The following is a 19,910-nucleotide window of genomic DNA, read 5'->3' as shown; positions in this document are numbered from 1 at the left end:
TAGATATTCTTCTAGAGATTTTTTAGAAGAATATCTTTTTAAAATAATAAGAAAGTCATTTTTGTTCTGTATGCTATAGCTGCCTAGCACATCTAACTTATTCAATTAACTAAAAGTTACTAGTTTTTGATGTTCTTGATCCGTATGAATCAATTTTTTGATGGGATAAAAAATGGAAAACGAAAAATCCCCTTTACCTGAAAGTATTATTCAAGTCACCTTCTGGCAAGCCTTTTTATTTTGGCTCAAGCTCGGCTTTATTAGCTTTGGGGGACCAGCTGGACAAATTGCTGTGATGCATCAGGAACTCGTTGAGCAAAAGCGCTGGATATCTGAAAAAAGATTTTTGCATGCCCTGAACTACTGCATGTTATTACCTGGTCCTGAAGCACAGCAATTAGCAACCTACATTGGTTGGCTCATGCATAGAACTGCTGGAGGTTTAGTTGCCGGTATTCTATTTGTATTACCCTCCTTATTTATTTTAATTGGGCTGTCTTGGGTTTATATAAAATTTGGAGATGTTCCCGTTATTGCAGGTATTTTCTATGGAATTAAGCCTGCCGTTACCGCAATTGTTTTCCATGCAACGTACCGTATAGGTAGTCGTTCGCTTAAAAATAAGTTTTTATGGATCGTCGCGATTGCGGCGTTCTTTGCCATCTTTGTCTTAAAGCTTCCTTTCCCGCTTATCGTTTTATCAGCTGGTATTGCTGGCTATTTAGCGAGTAAAAAGTACCCAGAACTATTTTCCTCCGCGGCTGGACATAAAGCTAGTCAAAAAGATTATGGTCCGGCATTTATTGATGATGAGACCCCAACACCAAAGCACGCTAAATTCCATTGGTTGCGGTTAGCTAAACTTATTCTTTTAGCAATCGCTTTATGGCTATTGCCAATTTTAGCTTTAGGCGCATATTTTGGATGGCATCATTCTTATACTCAAATGGCATGGTTCTTCACCAAAGCTGCTTTACTTACGTTTGGGGGGGCCTATGCAGTTTTACCTTATGTTTATCAAGGGGCTGTAAATCATTTTGGATGGCTTTCACCTACACAAATGATTGATGGTTTAGCTTTAGGTGAAACTACACCGGGTCCATTGATTATGGTAGTGGCCTTTGTTGGTTTTTTAGGAGGCGTCAATCATTCACTACTTGGCTCTGAGCATCTATTTTTTGCTGGAGCACTTGGTGCAGTCATTGTGACTTGGTTTACCTTTCTCTTTTCATTTGTATTTATTTTTGCGGGTGCGCCTATTATTGAATCTACACATAATGAAATTAAATTTACTGCGCCACTGACTGCAATTACCGCGGCTGTGGTCGGTGTAATTTTAAATCTCGCACTATTTTTTAGTTATCATGTGTTATGGCCACAAGGCTTTTCAGGGCATTTTGATATAGTTGCAGCCCTCATTACCGTAGCTGCATTTATTGCCTTATTCCGCTTTAACGTGAACGTGCTATATGTGATTTTTGCATCAGCGCTGGTTGGACTCGCTGTCACTTTCTTTTAGCTATTTATTGATTTAACTTTTTTAATTACTCATAAACACAGCCGAACAGTTTCTTTACTGTTCGGCTGCTTATATTTTTAACCCGCTAATTGTGCGATTTGTGCTGCTGCATTATCTAAGGCAGCTTGACGTGCTTCTGGGCCGAAAGCGATCCCTTCCGCGCGCACAAAAGTAATATCAGTCACACCAATAAAATTGAAAAACGCTTTGATATAAGTTTCTTGATAGTCTAAAGCTTCGGCTGGTGAACCTTCTGAGTACACACCGCCACGCGAAGAAGCAATAATGACACGTTTACCTTCTACTAAACCTTGAGGGCCGTTTTCCGTATAACGGAATGTTTTTCCAGCAACAGATAGTCGGTCAAGCCACGCTTTTAACTGTGATGGAAAGCTAAAGTTGTACATTGGTGCGCCAATTACAACGATATCTGACGATAAGAACTCTTCCAAATATTGGGTGTTTCGTGCAACACGTTGCTGCGCTGTTTCATTATTAGGTTCAACACCTTGCCATGCCAAAAACTCAGCATCAGACAAATGAGGAATTGGTTCTAAAGCAAAATCGTGATGAATAATTTCTGCATCAGGATAAGCTGCGCTTAGCTTTCCAATAACAGATGAGGTGAGTTGGCGGCTAACAGACTGCTCACCTAAAATACTTGTGTCAATTTGAAGTAGTTTCATCGTTTATACCTACAGTATAAAATTGTTACTTGAACTAATTATGTTACTACTATTATTCTGATGCACAAGAAGGCACATTTAGGGAACCAAGTAATATGGCTGTAACCATACCTCACGATATCCAAAGTTCAGATTGCCAAAGAGTCAGTCAAGTATTGGCTAGAGTTGGCGAGAAATGGAGTATACTCATTGTAATGACACTTGCATCACGTTCTCATCGCTTTTCTGAAATTAAAAGAAGTATCAATGGAATATCGCAGCGTATGCTTACCTTATGTTTGCGTGGTTTAGAGAGAGATGGATTAGTTAAACGTACGGTTTATCCTGTAGTTCCACCTCATGTTGAATATGAATTAACCCCACTCGGTCATTCACTTACAGAACCTGTAATTGCTTTAGGCCAATGGGCTCAGCAGCACATTGCGGATATTGATGCTGCAAGAGCTGCGTTTGATGCAGCTCAAGATAAACCAATTACCTTAGACACTTAACGTAACTGTGAAGGACTCATACCATAAAACTGTTTAAAGCGATGACTTAAATGGCTTGCTGAGCTAAAACCACACACTAAGGCAATATCTTGTAAGGAAAGCTGAGATGACTGAATTAGCCCTTTGGCTTTGGTTAAACGTCTTTGCATGACATATTGGTGAGGTGCCATATTCATAGACTGTTTAAACATATGGGCAAAATGGTATTCGCTTAAATTCACAACATTTGCCAAGTCTGACAAAGTGAGTGCTTGGTCTAAATGCCCTTCAATCCAGTCTTGAATATATTTGAGTTTATGAGGTGCCAGTCCACCTTTAATGACAGGCTGCTGCCACTTAACATTGCTATATCTTCGAATTAAATGATTCAACAATAAACTGGCAGTAGTACTCATTTGTAGATGGTTTGATGAATCATTCCAATCACAATCAAGTAGGAAAAACTGATATAGCGCACGAATCTTTTCGTCATCATTAAAGACAACTTCATTTAGTTCAATTTGATTGGGTTCTTTGTCCCATATTTTTTCAGCAACATCACGCAAATGTTGATCGGTATAATACAAGTGAACGAATTTAAGCCCACCTCGTATATCCCAAGTCGACTCCTGATGTTCAGGCAATAAGCAAAAACGACCCGGCCCACCGCCATTTTTCCAGCCCGCAGGGGTTTTTTGATAGCTTTCATAGCCATCTTGAATATAGAGACTTAATGTGTGGTGATCGCTACACACACTTACACGATCTTGCTGATTAGACCAAAATGCAAGTTGCATATTCTCATCAAGCACCACAGTCTCGTGAAGCTTGGCTTTAGATTGCTGTAGCTGTTCTAAAGTTTGATAGGCCATGCAAAATTAAAACGAATATCATTGAGCTTAAGTTAACCATATTCCGCAAAATTCAGCTAGTTTAGATCTATAAAAAACGCAAGATCTTGCATGTACAACACAAGAATATATACGTGAAAAATGAAGCAATCCTAGATACTTAAGTTTGGTAATCGAGGATGAAGTTATGAATATTTTACTCTATGTTGCGGTGGTGTTGATTTGGGGAACAACATGGATTGGAATTGCCGTTCAAAGCCATTATGCAACACCAGTTGTCGCAATTTTATGGCGTTTTGCTATTTCAGCCTTATTACTGTGGGTTGTTTTACTATTTTCAGGAAAATTACAGCGAATTGCTTTAAAAGATCACTTGTTTTGTATGCTGCAAGGTCTTTGTGTTTTCGGCCTAAACTTTATTTGTTTTTATACTGCAGTTAAATATGTAAACAGCGGTTTAGAGTCTGTCATTTTTTCGATGGCCGTTTTCTTTAATGCTATTAATGCACTTATCTTTTTTAAGCAAAAACCATCACCAAATTTTGCCCCAGCTGCAATTCTAGGACTCATAGGTATTGTTTTACTGTTCTGGCATGACCTTGTTAATAGTCAGTTTAATGCACAGTTACTAATGGGTATCGGTCTATGTGCAATAGGCACTTACGGTTTTTCTTTAGGAAATATGATTAGTGTTAGACACCAAAAACGTGGGCTAAATATCTTTTCAACAAACTGTTATGCTATGACTTATGGTGCATTGGTAATGTTAAGTCTAGCTTTATTTACTGGCCAAGATTTAATGCCTCCAATGAATTTCCCATTTTTAAGTTCGGTACTTTACTTGGCTGTATTTGGTACGGTTATTGGGTTCTCGGCTTATTTTTCTTTGGTTGGGCGAATTGGTGCAGCCAAAGCAGCATATAGCACGTTGCTCTTCCCTTTAGTTGCTTTAACAGTTTCTACTTTCTTTGAAGGATATGTATGGACTTTAAATGCGGTATTTGGAATTTTATTAATCTTACTTGGTAACTACTTAATGTTTAGTAAGTTAGAAATTGGAAAAAAGTTATTTAACAGTCAAAAAAATTGTGAGAAGCAGGCATAAAAGCCTGCTTTTTTTTATAAATAATAATTAATTTTAGCAACCCGTTTTTAGCATCAACTCGAAATCTTTTAAAGCTGCGGCTGCTGTGGCTAAGGGCGCAGATGCCCCTCCACTGACAACAAGCTCACCCATTTCTTGCGTTAACGCCCGAATGCATTTATTAGAACCTTGCAGATGAGCAAAAGAATGATTTATCGGAACTAAACGTAACTCTACACCTGTTTGAATTTGCTGATTTTTCATATGAATAAAACCGACCAGACGAGGAATTACATTTTCTTTTTTCCAATCACGAATATGATCGGCAGTTACATGACTGATTCCTTGTCTTGGAATATCTTTAATTTTTACATCAGCTCCCAAAACAGTATTGGCTAGTATCGTAATTTTGGCAGCGGTATCCCATCCATCTACATCGAAAGAACTGTCAGGTTCAGCAATACCTTTTGCTTGAGCTTTTTCAAGAGATTCTGTAAATGTGCATTCATGTTGCAACATATCATTCAAAATAAAATTTGTGGTTCCTGTAAACACACCTTCTATTTCTAAAATTTGGCAGCCAGCTAAGTTATATTCAAACAAATCAACAGTCGGTAAGGCAGCAGCTGTCGCACCGCTAAAAAAAAGTTTTTTATTGTGCTGATGCGCCAAGTTAATTAATTTTCTACCTTCTACAACTAAAGCACCTTTAGATACCGCAATCGCATTCATGCTATGTGTTAAAGCATAATCTAAATAAAATAGGCCTTTCTCACCTGTCACATAGTCACTTGGCCCTGTCTCAATAATGACATCTGCTTGAACCTGTTCTAAAAACTTTTGCTCAGTTAGACCTACTTGATATTTTGTTTTATCTAGCCACTTTGAAGCTTGTAAACCTTCTTGATCAATTAAACCTGATGATGAGTTGCAGACACCCACTAAACGGGCATCAATTTGATATTTTTGTTTATAGTAGGTCGTTCGATTTAAAAGGAGCTCTGCAATTTGTTGTCCAATCCGTCCAAAACCGCAAATTGCCAAGTTAACTCGCTTCATATCGCTTTCTCAAAAATTTAAATGGTTTAAAACAATTTTCCCAAGATAATTTTAATATCTCATCTTTGGAAAATTGCTAACTATAGAGATAGTTAAAATACTATATTACTTAGATATTTGTTAGATTAACAATCTTAATGACCATATAAATTGCGACAGCAAAAACCATTAAAGCAAAGACTTTTTGCACAATTGCAGACGGAATAAAACGAATAGCTCTGCGCCCTAATAACATACCAACTGCACATGCGAGCGCAAACGCACTAGTAATGCCTACTGGATAGTGAAAACCCTCTGCAATATGCATCACAATACTCATTCCACTAATGAGAAAAATAATCATAAGTGACGTTGCAACAATGCTATGCATATCCAAATTTGTGACTTTTCTAAGCGCTGGTACAATTACAAAGCCGCCACCAACCCCTAGCATGCCTGTTAAAAGCCCAGCAATAATTCCGATGCTGGCAAGAACGCTTCCCGTTTTAAAATTCCAGATAAAGCGTCCCGTACTTGGGTTAACCTGACACAGCGGGTTATGAAAGTCTGATACTCGGTTACTAATAAGTCGATAGCCCACTGTAAACATGACCAAGCTAAACATTAACATGAGCCAAATAGGTGAAATCGTGTTAGCTATTAAAATACCGATATGTGCCATAGGAGCACCAATTAGGGCAATCCAGATTGCAGCGCGATAACGCACAATCTTTTTAAATAAGCCTTCAATGGTTCCTATGAGAGTAGATAGCGCAACCGCCAACAACCCAATCGGTGCAGCTTGCGCCACACTCCAGCCTTGACTGGTCATGAGCGCGGGTACAGCAAGAATACCCCCACCTGCACCAGTAAGACCAAGTAAAAAGCCAATCACGATGCCTTCAACGACAAGTAATAACATATCAAAAGCCTAAAATTGCATATACATCATTTGCAGTAGACTGCTGGTTAATGAGGAAGTAGATCTCGTCTTCTTGCGAAGCTTTAACCGCTTCTCAGGGCAAAGCGTTGCTTTGTTTTATCCTCTTCCGCTCAAGCACAGCTTTCGCCTTGCGCTCGGACAAAGCGTTGCTTTGTTTATCCTCTTCCGCTCAAGCACAGCTTTCGCCTTGCGCTCGGGTAAAGCGTTGCTTTACTTATCCTCGCTCAGGTTTGACCATCCACTCGCGGCCTTTAAGCATGCCTTGCCAATAAATCGGTGGTAAAATCTGCTCTTTAAGTAACCATGCCAAACGAGATGGCTTTTGCCCATCAATCACCCATTTCGGAAAGCTTGGGAGTAATTTGCCGCCGTAACCGAACTCAGCCAGAACGATTTTTCCACGTTCTACAGTAAGTGGACATGAGCCATAGCCGTTGTATTCACATAAATTTTGCTCACCGTTCAGTTGTGCTAGAACATTTACTGCAACGATCGGAGCTTGTGCTCGTGCCGCAGCAGCAGTTTTGGCATTAGGTGCATTCATCACATCGCCTAAAGCAAAAATATTGGCATGCTGTGTATGTTGTAGGGTTTGAGGATTCACGCTCACCCAGCCTGCTTCATCAGTGAGTGTGCTGGCACGAATAAAGTCTGGGGCTTGTTGCGGTGGAACAACATGCAACATATCGAAATCAGTCTCGACCAATGCTGCATTTTCATTGTTCACTACCTTAAACCATGCTTTTTTTGCAGGCCCATCTACTTTGACAAGTTGATGGTTAAAATGAAGTTCAGAGCCATATTTTTCGACATATTGCATTAGTGCAGGTACATATTCCTTCACACCAAATAAAACAGCACCAGTGTTATAAAAATGGATAGAGATATCTTTAAGTTTGCCTTGCTTTAACCAGTAGTCGGCTGAAAGGTACATCGCTTTTTGAGGAGCACCGGCACATTTAATCGGCATAGGCGGCTGGGTAAAAATTGCCTTTCCACCATTTAGTTGTTGTACCAGTTCCCATGTATACGGTGCTAAATCATAACGATAGTTAGACGTCACCCCATTTTTTCCTAAGGTTTCAACTAAACCTTCAATTCCATGCCAATTTAGTTTTAAACCGGGACAGACGACCAAAGCTTTATATTGAATCGGTTGGCATCCTTCCAAAATGACCTGATTATGCTCAGGATCGAATCCAGCAACAGCAGCTTTCATCCATTTCACTTTTGAAGGAATCACACTTGCCATTGAGCGTGCGGTTACTTGAGGTTTAAAGATACCACCACCGACCATAGTCCAACCCGGTTGATAGTAATGGGTGTCTGCCGGATCAATAATGACAATATCTAAATGAGGTTCACGAGACAGTAAGCTCGATGCTACAGAAATTCCTGCTGCGCCAGCGCCCACAATCACAACGCTATAGCAAGGAATTGTGGCTGGTTCATGATCACGTTTTAAAATACGTGGCACTAAGCCTTTTAAGTTAAAACCAAGTTTGTTACCTGCTTCTACTAACAGTGCTGCATCTTGTGGAGCAACTTCAGCCAAAGCCCATAAACTGATTGCACGCATACCAGAACGGCAATACGCTAAAACGGGCTTCTGAGCATTCTGATAAAGCTGCTTAAACTCGGTAACTTGTTGATCGGTAATTTTACCACTGGTCACAGGCTGATAGATTACGTTTAGGCTATGCCGCTGAGCTGCTTCTTCAATTTCAATCACATTAGGTTGATCTGCACCTTCTCCATCTGGACGGTTACATATCAGAGTTTTTATTCCTTGGTCTGCAATTTTTACAATATCGTCGGCAGTAATCTGGCCAGCAACATAAAAATCTTGATTAACTCGTTTAAGTTCCATATTGCCACCTTATGATTGTGAGGTTGAACCACAAGCCTGATTGGCTGGTAGCGCTTTATCGATTTGTTTTGGATATGGCAGATTTAAGTTATTCATTAATTCAATAAAATCTTCACGCGAGCGATTCTGACCTAGACGTGAGTTATTTAAGCGTTCATAACCGATCGTTGAAGACAGACGACCTTTATAATCGTGTCCCGGATACACAATAGTCTCGTCAGGCAGGCTAAAAAGTTGTTTATGAATACTGTCATAAAGTGTACCTGCATTACCTTGCTGGAAGTCAGTTCGACCACAGCCGTCAATTAATAATGCATCACCAGTGAAAATCATGTTTCCAACTAGGTAACTCGTACAAGCATTGGTATGACCTGGTGTGTAACGCGCTTCAATACTGAGGTCGCCAACTTTAAGCATGCAACCATCAGTAATTAAAATATCTCCGCAACTTACATCCGAATTTCTATGTAAAACTGATTTGCAATGGAAACGTTCACGAAGTAAATTTGCAGCGGTAATATGGTCTGCATGAACATGAGTATCTAAGGTATAGATGAGCGTAAATTGATGCTGCTCTAATTCTTTTGCATAAATCTCTATATCTGATGCTACTGGGTCAATTAAAACAGCCTCTCGTGTTTCTTCACACCCAAGCATATATGTATAAGTCGAACTTTCTTTTTCAAAAAACTGCTTAAAGAACATGATTTATACCCCAATAATTTATTTCTTTCCTATATTTTGCAAATAAGATGCCAATTATTTAAAATTAAATAATAAATATAAAAATCAAATATTTAAAATAAAAAATGAAATTAAAGTTAGAAAACAAACGCAGCTTGATGTTCCTATGAAACTCAAGTATGTTTCAATGAAACGATTGTGAAACATATGAAATGGCAAAGTTAAATTTTGAGTCAGAACAAGATTTTTTTATTTTATTTGAGCAATTAAAAGCTTTATTCCCAAATGCGAGTCTGTTTTTAGCAGAAACAACGACTCAAGCAATTCACTATAAATTTAATACAGATGACATTTCTGTTGAGAGCATGGCAGCGCTTACTCAAGACCATCACAATCAATATCTCGAAATCAATACTTCTAAAATGAGAAAGCGATTTATCTATCAAGAAAATGATATTTACATCGCAGAGCATCGCATTATCGGGAAATTGCATATTCTACAGCCCGTTAGCATAGAGAATGATATTGCTGATCAAGGAGAGCTAACAGAACAATTGCAAGACTTGGCTAAAGTTTTTAATAGTTGTTCACCAGAAATGGCGCGTATGTTTTCAATTATTCAAAGAGTGGCAATTACTGAGTTTCCAGTACTCGTCCGCGGCGAATCTGGTAGCGGCAAAGAACTTGTAGCACAAGCAATTCATGATTATAGCCAACGTAAAAACAAGATCTTTGTTGCCATTAACTGTGCAGCTTTAAATTCTAATATTTTAGAGAGTGAACTATTTGGACATGTGAAAGGTGCTTTTACGGGAGCAATTCGCGACCATAAAGGTGTGTTTGAACGTGCCGCAGGCGGAACACTGTTTCTAGATGAAATTGCCGAGATTCCTTTAGAGCTTCAAGCTAAATTATTACGGGTGCTAGAAACAGGTGAATTTACTCCCGTAGGTGGTGAAAAACCGATTCAAGCCAATGTCCGCATTATTACAGCAACACATAAAGCTTTACGCGAAGAGGCTAAGGCTGGGCGTTTCCGTCATGATTTACTCTACCGTTTACGCGTAATTCCAATTTTTATACCGCCACTCAGAGAGCGGAAAGTCGATATTCCTCTTATTGTCGATCAGATTTTAAAAGAGAGCTCAACTCAACTCGACACCATGCCTCGTCATGTCAATCAAAAAGCCATGCAGGTTTTATTGAACTATGACTGGCCGGGAAATGTTCGTGAGTTAAAAAACACCCTGCTTTATGCGTTAACCATGGCAAATGGTAAAGATGAAATTGAAGTCGAAGACTTACCCAATGAGCTCTTAAATGCAGAGGATTACGTTAAATTACCTGAGACAAATACAGAGCTTAGTCCAGAAAATGTGCAAGCTGCTTTAGAAAAATATGACCATAACTTGAATATGGTTGCTAATATTTTTGGTATTAGCCGCACTACTCTTTGGCGATATAGACAAAAGCATAAGCTTTAGCTAGGTATTTAGCCCATCTAAGGCGTATCATATTGCACTTGGTTGGGTTCGTTAGTTCAAAGGCTTTATATGATTGTCCGTGATAAAAGCAATGTATTTAAATTATTATTTGCTTGGAAAGGAACAATTTTACCGAAGGTCTTGCCAGCACTGAGTTTTGTTGTCTTTATTTCAGCATGTGTGGTCTGGCTCTCTTATTATCATTGGATTCAAATTCCTACCGTACCCGCGATCGGATTTACAATCTTTGGTGTGATTCTCTCGATTTGTACGGGTTTTAGAAATAACGCGTGTTATGACCGATGGTGGGAAGGTCGCAAGCTCTGGGGTGCTTTAATTGCCAATGCTAGACATATTGTTAGAGATAGCCATGTTTTATCTAATGAACAACGTGAACATTTAATTCATCAGGTCTTAATTTTTAGTAATTTATTGCGTGATCGTTTACGTCAACAAACAGTCGAACCCACAAAATTTCTTGAGCATGCCTATTTAAATAATTCTTCACTTAATTATTTAAATGAGCATATTAATGCACCGCAGTTTGTACTCGAAAATATTCAAAAAGATTTAGTCAAAGCTCTAAAAGACGGCGAAATTAGTGACATTATCTATGGCACTCTGACACGCCATATTGTTGAGCTAGGTAATATTCAAGCGGGTTGTGACCGAATTGCTGGGACACCTTTGCCCTATTCATATTCAGTACTTTTACATCGCGCTGTTTACTGTTTCTGTTTCATCTTACCTTTTAGCCTTGAAGCAGCTTTAGGCATCTGGACACCACTTATTGTCGGCTTAATCGCTTATATGTTTTTAGGTTTAGATGCGTTAAGTGCTCAAATTGAAGAACCTTTCGGTTTGCAAGAAAATGATTTACCGCTCGATTCAATTGTACGTTTGATTGAACGTGAGTCTCTAAGCTCTTTAGGACAGCCATTGCCGCCTATTATTGAAGCTCAAAACAACAATTTACTTTAATAAAAAAGAGCGAATCATCGCTCTTTTTTATAGGATTAAGTATCTATTTATGGATGTACGATAATCTTAACGGCTGACTCATTATTATGAATTAAAGTTTCAAAACCTTGTGAAATCAAATCATCAAGTTGAATACGCTGGGTAATAAAAGGTTCTAGATTTATTTTACCTTCTTCGACCAGTTTAATGGTTTCTTGATGGTCATTTACGTAGGCAATAGTGCCTCTTACATCGAGCTCTTTCATTACAACACTGTGCACATTAATTGATGCTGGATGGCTCCAAATCGAAACAATAACTATAACGCCTGTTGGTTTCACAGCCGCGACCAAAGTATCTAATACCTTGTTAACGCTACTACATTCAAACGCGACATCGACACCATCGCCATTAGTGATTTTCATGACCTCAGAAACAACATCAACTTCTGACGGGTCTAAAATATAATCTGCAACACCCGACTCTTTGGCTTTTTCTTTACGTTTTGCACTTAGCTCGGTAATGATGACCTTAAGCCCTTTCGCTTTTAAAATTGCCGAAAGCAATAAACCAATTGGGCCGGCTCCGCCAACCAGTGCAATGTCACCAGCCTTTGCACCACTGCGCACATAGGCATGATGACCTACCGATAACGGTTCAATTAAGGCCGCCTGATCCAGTGGAATTTTATTGGAAATTGGGTGCACCCAACGGCGTTTAACCGCAATTTTTTCCGACAAACCACCGCCACGACCGCCTAAACCAATAAAGTTCATATTTTTGGAAAGATGATAATTATCGTCCGGTCCAGTCGGCACATCATCGGCCACAATATAAGGCTCCACGACGACATGTTGACCAATTTCAATATCATCAACACCTTCTCCTACGGCATAGACCACACCTGAAAATTCATGTCCCATGGTAATCGGTGCAGATTCACCTGAAATAGGATGCGGATGTCCACACGGTGGAATAAAAATTGGCCCTTCCATAAACTCATGTAAATCTGTACCACAGATTCCACACCAAGCCACCTTGATACCTACAGTGCCGGGAGTGACTTCTGGTTCAGGGATATCTTCAATACGAATATCGCCTCTGTCATAAAAACGTGCTGCTTTCATTATTATCTCCCTCAAATCAGGATGTTGTTTTAGCGATAGACAATTCCGCCGTCTGTTAAAATGGATTGACCCGTAATATAGTCCGAATCTTCACTTGCCAGAAAAGCAACTAATGCGGCTACATCGTCTGGTGTTTGGGCTCTACCTAAAGCAATACCTTCCACATACTTTTTATAAGTTTCACCAATTGCGGCACCGGTAATTTCAGCAAAACGTTTATCGATTTCAACCCACATATCAGTTCCGACAATTCCGGGGCAATATCCATTTACCGTAATACCGTGACTGGCATATTCTTTTGCCGCAGCTTGGGTAAGTGCTCGTACCGCAAATTTGGTTGCCGAGTAAATACCGAGTAAAGTAAACCCATCGTGGCCTGCAATTGAGCAAGCATTAATGATTTTTCCTTTATGTTGACGTTGCTTAAATTTTGCAGCAGCAGCCTGTATTCCCCACAGTACGCCGCCAATATTAATATCAACAATTTTTTGGAATTCATCAGGTGTGATATCCGCAATCGCTTGTACTTGTGCAATTCCAGCGTTATTAATCATGACATCAAACCCACCAAGAGTCTCTTCAGCATGATTTATAGCGGCATACACTTGCTCGCGGTCACTTACATCAGCAATAAAAGTGCTCGCATTTACACCTAAAGCCTGAATTTCCTGCTGCACATCATTCAGTTGATCTTGTTTCATATCAACTAATGCAATATGTGCCCCTTCTTGCGCCAAGCGCAGGGCAATCCCACGGCCAATGCCTTGGGCTGCCCCAGTCACTAAAACGACTTTATTTTTTAATCCCTTAACCATGTTCAACTCCTGTAAATGTAGAATTTCTACATATGAATCGCTCGTTGCATTGAAGCCAAAATGGATTCATGCATGACTTCTGATAATGTTGGATGCGGGAAAATCACTTGAGCTAAACTTTCATCAGTTGCTTCCAGATATTTGGCAATGGCAAATCCTTGGATATGTTCGGTCACTTCATGACCCACCATATGTGCACCAAGTAATTCACCCGTTTCTGCATGTACCACCGTTTTAACGAAACCTGACGCATCTCCAATTGCCAAAGCTTTGCCGTTTGCAGTTAAAGAAAACTTACCGATTCGTATAGGTAGATTCTTAGTTTTTGCTGCATTTTCCGTTAAACCAATACTCGCCACTTGTGGATGCGTAAAAATACAACCAGGTATCTGGCTACGGTCAAGTGAATGGACGTTTGTTACACCAGCAATTTTTTCGACACATATCATGGCTTCGTGGCTTGCTTTATGTGCAAGACACGGTGCACCAGCCACATCACCAATTGCATAAAGCCCCGCTACGTTGGTTTTACAATAGTCATCAATTGCCACAAAACCTTGTGGATTGAGTTCTACACCTAAACGTTCTAGTCCTAGCCCCGCGGTATTCGGCTGTACACCAATTGCCGAAAGCACGCGATCAAAAACAAGCATTTGAATATCATTTGCCGTTTCAACCACACAGTGGACTTGCTCATTTTCAATCTGAATACTTTGAACGACAGCATCGGTTAAGACTTTCATACCTTTTTGTTCAAATTGTTTTCTGACAAATTGGGCAACCTCTGCATCTTCAGTAGGTAAAATCTGCTTGGCTAAATCAATTAATGTCACCTGACAACCCAAGTCTTGATAAAGACTAGCAAACTCACTGCCAATCGCTCCCGAGCCTACAACCAATAAGCTTTTTGGTAACTGCTCGGGAACCAGTGCTTCTTTATAGCTCCAGACATATATTCCATCGACAGGAAGTTGAGGAACATGTCGGGCTTTAGCTCCAGTTGCCAAGATGATATGTGGCGCACTTAAAGCCTGACTGTTACCTTGAGCATCTGTCACTTCAATTTTTTCTTTCGCCGTAAGCTGAGCACGACCATTAAAAACCGTCACCTGATTCTTTTTAAGTAAGTAATCAATACCTTGTACAAGCTGTGCTGAAACTTGTCTGCTATGTTGCACAAGCTTTTGTATATCAAAATCGAGTTGAGATACCTGAAAACCAAACTGTCCAGCATGTTTAAACTGAGTTGCAAGCTCTGCCCCTGCAAGCAAAGCTTTGGTTGGAATACAGCCCCAATTTAGGCAAATTCCGCCTAAATGTTGCTCTTCTACAATTGCGGTTTTTAATCCGAGCTGGGCTGCACGAATTGCAGCCACATACCCACCCGGTCCCGCGCCAATCACAATTAAATCAAATTGAGCTTCTGACATGCGGGTTCCCCTACACCAAAATTAAAGCAGGGTTTTCAACAAACTGCTTAAAGCTGGCCAAGAATTTCGCCCCAACTGCGCCATCAATGACACGGTGATCACATGACAACGTCGCTGTGACAATCTCACGAACCACTACATTGCCATTTTCAACAACAGCGCGAGATTCAGAAGCGCCTAATGCCATAATTGCACCTTGCGGTGGATTAATAATGGCATCGAACTGTTTAATGCCTAACATTCCTAAATTTGAAATGCTAAAGCTGCCGCCCTGAAACTCGTCAGGTTGTAACTTGCCCGTCTTGGCACGGGTTGCTAAATCACGCATGTCATCAGAAATTTGTGCCAACGATTTTTGATTCGCAGCTTTCACAATTGGTGTAATTAAACCGTTTGGAATCGCTACGGCCACCGAAATATCCGCTTGAGAGAACTGTAAAATTGATTGAGTAGCCTCATCAAATTGAACGTTTACCTCAGGTACTTTAATCAGTGCCGCAGCAGCTGCTTTAATTAGCATGTCATTAATAGAAAGTTTCACTTGTGGAACAGTCTCATTAATCTGCTTACGTAGTTTTTGCAAAGCCTCTACGTTGAGATCGACTACTAAGCGGAAATGCGGTGCATTACGTTTTGCAGTCTGTAACCGTGAAGCAATCGCTTTACGCATCCCATTCATCGCCACAGTCGTAATTGTAGATTGTGGTTGAGCAACAGCACATTGAGCAGATTGTTCATTTACCGACGTTGGGTTATTACGATAGTAAACTGCCTCAACATCTTCTTTACAGACACGGCCACGAGTACCTGAAACACGGCAGTCATTTAGGTTAATACCCCATTGCTTTGCTAAGCGCCGTGCTACAGGTGTCGCTAAAACTTGGCTATCATCGGCCGTAGATTTAACTACTTTAGCTTGAGTTTGCTGCTTAATATCAGGCCACTGACCTCCAGCAGCTTGTACAGCTTTCTGGATGTCTTGAACACTAATACGTCCTTCACGACCAGAACCTGTGACTTTTGCCAAGTTTACATTGTGCTTTTCTGCAAGCTTTAACGCATGTGGTGTTGCAAATAAATCATCAGATGTTTGATAGCCTTGTAATGACTCTGGTACAGCGTAGTCACCTTTCCCTACCTTTACAGGAACTGGAGCGCTAGCTGTTGAAGTCTGTGGCTGTTCTGCTTTTTCAGCAACAGGTGCAGATGTTTCCGCCTTACTTTGCTCCGAAGGTGCTTCAGGTGCTTTTGCTGCTGAACCGCCTAGAGACGCAATAAATTTTTCAATTTCTGCATCAGAAACTTCACTATCAGCACATACGGCAATAAGGCCACCGACCGGCAAAGTATCACCGTCTTTTGCTAAAATTTTACGGAGCGTTCCGGCAAAAGGTGCTTCTAACACATTGACAATTTTTGTGGTTTCAATTTCACAAATTTCATCGCCCTTATTAAAGCTATCACCCTCTTTAATCAACCATTGGGCGATCGTGCCTTCTTCCATGGATAATCCCCATTTCGGGATCTCCAGCGTTTTAATTTCGCTCATCCTAAGCCTCCAATGTTTTTCGCACAGCTTGCTCAATACGCTCTACACTTGGAATCCATTCTTTTTCTAAAACTGGAGAGAATGGAACAGGCGTATGTGGTGGCGTTACGAGTTCAACAGGTGCTTTCAAATAGTGGAAACCTTTTTGGGCGATCAGCGCAGCCACATCATGACCAAAGCCACAGCGTGCTGCTGATTCATCCACAATAACTACACGCCCAGTTGATGCAACAGACTCTAAAATTCCTTCTTCATCCAGAGGTGAAATTGTGCGAGGGTCGACCACTTCAACCGAAATGCCATCTTTTGCTAGTTTATCTGCTACTTCATTGGCACGGTGTACCATCAAGCCTAAAGCAATAATGGTCACGTTTGTCCCTTCACGGGTGTAATTTGCTACACCAAAAGGAATGGTATAGGCATCATCTGGAACTTCGCCTTTAATGTCATAGAGCATTTTATGCTCACAGAACACCACAGGGTCGTCATCACGAATGGCCTGAATTAATAGCCCTTTCACATCATATGGGCTAGATGGAACCACAACTTTTAAGCCCGGAACCGCGGCAAATACGTTATATGGTGACTGAGAATGCTGAGCTGCCGCAGAAAAACCTGCGCCAATCATGCCACGTACAACCATTGGCGCTTTTGCTTTCCCGCCAAACATATAACGGAATTTAGCGGCTTGGTTATAAAGCATGTCATGACACACGCCATAGAAATCCATAAACATTAAATCAGCAACAGGACGTAAACCTGTTGCAGCCGCACCGGCGGCCATACCGATAATTGCAGACTCGGTAATTGGGGTATCAATAACACGTTCCGAACCAAACTCTGTCCATAAACCTTTGGTTACGCCCAATACACCACCGAAACCTTCTAACTGATTTTCTTCAGTGTTCTTACCACCGTGCCCACCGCGAACATCTTCACCAACAACAAATACAGTTGGGTCACGACGCATTTCTGATTCAATGGCTTCTTTAATTGCATTACGAAAACTTTTATTTGGCATCTTTACTATTCCTTTAGTAAGAGACATAGACGTCAGTAAGGAGTTGTTCTGGTTTTGGGTATGCCGCAGCACGAGCTTTAGCAACGGCATCATCAACATTTGCCTTAGAAGATGCATCAATCTCGTCTAGTTTGGCTTCATCAATTTTGCCTTTGACTTTTTCGCGGAAAATTTTCAAAGGATCTTTATTTTCCTTGATGAACTCGACTTCTTCTTTAGAACGAATCAAGCCAGGGTCACCTTCGAAGTGGCCATAAAAACGGTTTGTAATGGTTTCAATTACACTTGGACCTTCACCACGACGTGCACGTTCAATGGCAGTTTGAGCGGCTTCATAGACGGCAAAGAAATCGGTACCATCAACTTTAACTGCAGGTAAACCAAAACCTGCTGCACGACCAGCAATGTCCTTACTTCCTACAGCGTAATCATGCCCTGTTCCTTCACCAAAGCCGTTATTTTCGAAAACGAAAATTACTGGAAGTTTAAGTACAACAGCCATATTCATCGCTTCAAAAGTAAGGCCTTGGTTTGAGCCACCGTCACCTGTAAAAGACAGTCCGACCCCACCAGTCTTTAAGGTTTTCGCTGTCAACGCCGCACCAATTGCTAAAGGAGGTCCACCACCCACAATCCCGTTGGCACCGAGCATACCTTTATCTAAATCGGCAATATGCATAGAACCGCCTTTTCCACGGCATAGCCCGTCATCTTTACCGAAAATTTCCAGCATCATGGCGTGAATGTCACAACCTTTTGCAATACAGTGTCCATGTCCACGGTGTGTTGAAGTGATATAGTCTTTGTCGGTTAAATTTTCGCAAATCCCGACTGCTACAGCTTCTTCACCACTGTATAAGTGAATAAAGCCTGGAATATCACCATTGGTATTTTCTTCGTGAAGTCGATCCTCAAATTCACGAATATCACGCATGCGTTTATATGCTGCGAGTAATTGCTCTTCCGTTAATTGCATATCCTTTTCCTTTATTATCTTGATTATTAAAAATCAACCAAGTTTCAGCGAGAGTTATATATTTCGCTATAAATAATAAAGCTCAATTTAATTTAATATGCTATTAGACTAAAAAGTTTTAAATAGTTTTTATAGCTATTATTTTTTATTTTTCAAAAACTTGAACAGCAAAAATAAAATTAAAAAATTTTAATACATTTCATTGGCTTGTGAAACAAACCTTTAACCAACCTTTATTAATTTATAATATTAGCTGTGTACTACGCTCATTAATAAACTCCATGTACTTTATTTAAATTATAAGGATTTTTATTATATAGAGTTTAGTTGAAAATTATTTAATATAAAATGGAATTTTATATATGGACTTAAAAAGGCAAATAGAAACTGGTATTAAATTAAGAGGAGCGGATAAAGTTGCTCGCATTCCGATTAAAATTTTACCTACAGAAGAGTTACCGACTAAACCTGACTGGATTAGAGCAAAAATAACCGATTTTGAAGAAATTAAACGCATAAAAAATTTGCTGCGCCAACAGAAGTTACACAGTGTTTGCGAAGAAGCGGCGTGTCCAAATTTACCGGAATGTTTTGGTGGAGGTACGGCAACATTTATGATTATGGGCGATATTTGTACTCGTCGCTGCCCATTTTGTGATGTCGCTCATGGTCGCCCAAAACCGCTAGATGAAGATGAACCTAAGCATTTGGCAGAAACAGTCGCAAATCTAAACTTAAAGTATGTCGTGATTACCTCTGTAGACCGCGACGATCTACATGATGGCGGTGCTGCACATTTTGTAAAGTGTATTGAAGAAATTAGAAAACATTGTCCAGAAACATTGATTGAGATTTTAGTACCAGATTTTCGCGGTCGTTTAGAGACAGCGCTTTCAACTCTAAGCTTATCTCCTCCAGATGTGTTTAACCATAATATTGAGACGGTTCCTCGTTTATATAAAGCGATGCGCCCCGGTTCAGATTATCAACATTCGCTTGAGTTACTTAAACGCTTTAAAGCATATTGTCCCGATATCAAAACCAAGTCTGGCCTGATGGTTGGATTAGGAGAAATAGAGGCTGAAGTGCTTGCCCTACTCAACGATTTAAAAGACTATCAAGTCGATCTTGTCACGATTGGTCAATATCTTCAGCCTTCAAAATCACATGCGCCTATTCATCGGTTTGTAAATTTACAAGAATTTGAACGATATACCCGACACGGTAAGCGATTAGGTTTTAAAAATATTTGGAGTGCACCTATGGTTCGTTCTAGCTATTTTGCTGATCGACAATATTTCGGAGAAGAAGTGCCAAAGCCTTTCAGCCGACAAGATGTCTTATCTTAATGATTAGGCAATTAACAAAACTTATCCAATAGGATAATGGTCAAGACTTATAAA

General features: G+C 40.1%; 18 protein-coding genes. 6 read left to right on the top strand and 12 right to left on the bottom strand.

From position 1 onward, the window contains the following. Positions 1-172 precede the first annotated feature (172 nt). Positions 173-1,519 carry a chromate efflux transporter gene (gene chrA, locus MKL33_RS14430; protein ID WP_270907224.1) on the top strand — a complete coding sequence of 449 codons (1,347 nt, stop codon included), beginning with the start codon at positions 173-175 and terminating at the stop codon, positions 1,517-1,519. Positions 1,520-1,596: 77 nt separating this feature from the next. Here the strand turns inward: chrA and MKL33_RS14425 are convergent, their stop codons facing one another. Beyond that, on the bottom strand, positions 1,597-2,205 hold the full coding sequence (locus MKL33_RS14425) for an FMN-dependent NADH-azoreductase (protein WP_068930503.1): 609 nt from the start codon (positions 2,203-2,205) through the stop codon (positions 1,597-1,599). 95 nt (positions 2,206-2,300) lie between these two features. Between MKL33_RS14425 and MKL33_RS14420 the strand changes: the two genes are divergently transcribed. After that, positions 2,301-2,696 carry a winged helix-turn-helix transcriptional regulator gene (locus tag MKL33_RS14420; RefSeq protein WP_270907223.1) on the top strand — a complete coding sequence of 132 codons (396 nt, stop codon included), beginning with the start codon at positions 2,301-2,303 and terminating at the stop codon, positions 2,694-2,696. Here MKL33_RS14420 and MKL33_RS14415 read toward each other — a convergent pair. Continuing rightward, positions 2,693-3,547: a helix-turn-helix domain-containing protein gene (locus tag MKL33_RS14415; RefSeq protein WP_192454292.1), complete on the bottom strand. Its 855-nt coding sequence runs from the start codon at positions 3,545-3,547 to the stop codon at positions 2,693-2,695. The genes MKL33_RS14420 and MKL33_RS14415 overlap by 4 nt on opposite strands. 166 nt (positions 3,548-3,713) lie before the next feature. On the opposite strand from MKL33_RS14415, the gene MKL33_RS14410 reads away from it, so the two are divergent. Further along, a complete protein-coding gene (locus MKL33_RS14410; protein WP_270907222.1) occupies positions 3,714-4,631 on the top strand; it encodes a DMT family transporter in 918 nt (305 codons plus the stop codon). A 33-nt stretch (positions 4,632-4,664) separates the two neighbouring features. Here MKL33_RS14410 and MKL33_RS14405 read toward each other — a convergent pair whose 3' ends face one another. From MKL33_RS14405 to MKL33_RS14385, 4 genes are all read right to left on the bottom strand, one after another. After that, positions 4,665-5,669: a homoserine dehydrogenase gene (locus MKL33_RS14405; protein WP_270907221.1), complete on the bottom strand. Its 1,005-nt coding sequence runs from the start codon at positions 5,667-5,669 to the stop codon at positions 4,665-4,667. A 109-nt stretch (positions 5,670-5,778) separates the two neighbouring features. After that, positions 5,779-6,570: a sulfite exporter TauE/SafE family protein gene (locus tag MKL33_RS14400; protein WP_270907220.1), complete on the bottom strand. Its 792-nt coding sequence runs from the start codon at positions 6,568-6,570 to the stop codon at positions 5,779-5,781. Positions 6,571-6,805: 235 nt separating this feature from the next. Continuing rightward, positions 6,806-8,461, bottom strand: coding sequence for a TIGR01244 family sulfur transferase (locus MKL33_RS14395; protein WP_060465683.1), 1,656 nt, complete (start codon positions 8,459-8,461; stop codon positions 6,806-6,808). 9 nt (positions 8,462-8,470) lie between these two features. Continuing rightward, positions 8,471-9,166 (bottom strand): MBL fold metallo-hydrolase, encoded by a 696-nt coding sequence (locus tag MKL33_RS14385; protein ID WP_270907219.1) that lies wholly within the window; start codon positions 9,164-9,166, stop codon positions 8,471-8,473. A 191-nt stretch (positions 9,167-9,357) separates the two neighbouring features. Between MKL33_RS14385 and MKL33_RS14380 the strand changes: the two genes are divergently transcribed. Together MKL33_RS14380 and MKL33_RS14375 are read left to right on the top strand one after the other, a co-directional pair. Beyond that, a complete protein-coding gene (locus tag MKL33_RS14380) occupies positions 9,358-10,629 on the top strand; it encodes a sigma-54 interaction domain-containing protein (protein WP_075382932.1) in 1,272 nt (423 codons plus the stop codon). Between the two features lie 69 nt (positions 10,630-10,698). Next, positions 10,699-11,610, top strand: coding sequence for a bestrophin family protein (locus MKL33_RS14375; protein ID WP_000636996.1), 912 nt, complete (start codon positions 10,699-10,701; stop codon positions 11,608-11,610). A gap of 47 nt (positions 11,611-11,657) precedes the next feature. Here MKL33_RS14375 and MKL33_RS14370 read toward each other — a convergent pair whose 3' ends face one another. Genes MKL33_RS14370 through MKL33_RS14345 form a run of 6 tightly spaced genes read right to left on the bottom strand, consistent with a single transcriptional unit; the run spans position 11,658 to position 18,507 of the window. Further along, on the bottom strand, positions 11,658-12,716 hold the full coding sequence (locus MKL33_RS14370) for a 2,3-butanediol dehydrogenase (RefSeq protein ID WP_141315430.1): 1,059 nt from the start codon (positions 12,714-12,716) through the stop codon (positions 11,658-11,660). Positions 12,717-12,745: 29 nt separating this feature from the next. Continuing rightward, a complete protein-coding gene (locus MKL33_RS14365) occupies positions 12,746-13,531 on the bottom strand; it encodes an acetoin reductase (RefSeq protein ID WP_270907218.1) in 786 nt (261 codons plus the stop codon). A gap of 26 nt (positions 13,532-13,557) precedes the next feature. Further along, positions 13,558-14,961 (bottom strand): dihydrolipoyl dehydrogenase, encoded by a 1,404-nt coding sequence (gene lpdA, locus MKL33_RS14360; RefSeq protein WP_270907217.1) that lies wholly within the window; start codon positions 14,959-14,961, stop codon positions 13,558-13,560. A gap of 10 nt (positions 14,962-14,971) precedes the next feature. Next, on the bottom strand, positions 14,972-16,510 hold the full coding sequence (locus tag MKL33_RS14355; RefSeq protein WP_270907216.1) for a 2-oxo acid dehydrogenase subunit E2: 1,539 nt from the start codon (positions 16,508-16,510) through the stop codon (positions 14,972-14,974). A gap of 1 nt (position 16,511) precedes the next feature. Beyond that, on the bottom strand, positions 16,512-17,531 hold the full coding sequence (locus tag MKL33_RS14350; RefSeq protein ID WP_270907215.1) for an alpha-ketoacid dehydrogenase subunit beta: 1,020 nt from the start codon (positions 17,529-17,531) through the stop codon (positions 16,512-16,514). Between the two features lie 13 nt (positions 17,532-17,544). Continuing rightward, on the bottom strand, positions 17,545-18,507 hold the full coding sequence (locus MKL33_RS14345) for a thiamine pyrophosphate-dependent dehydrogenase E1 component subunit alpha (protein ID WP_001177519.1): 963 nt from the start codon (positions 18,505-18,507) through the stop codon (positions 17,545-17,547). A 362-nt stretch (positions 18,508-18,869) separates the two neighbouring features. Here MKL33_RS14345 and lipA point away from each other — a divergent pair, with 362 nt between their 5' ends. Next, positions 18,870-19,856 (top strand): lipoyl synthase, encoded by a 987-nt coding sequence (gene lipA, locus MKL33_RS14340; RefSeq protein ID WP_039761389.1) that lies wholly within the window; start codon positions 18,870-18,872, stop codon positions 19,854-19,856. Positions 19,857-19,910: the final 54 nt, after the last annotated feature.

It is taken from the genome of Acinetobacter sp. AOR43_HL (assembly GCF_027854635.1).
In the GTDB taxonomy this organism is placed as follows: Bacteria; Pseudomonadota; Gammaproteobacteria; order Pseudomonadales; family Moraxellaceae; genus Acinetobacter; species Acinetobacter pittii.
Note: the sequence above shows the minus strand (reverse complement) of the source record. Positions and strands in the feature narration are given on the sequence as shown.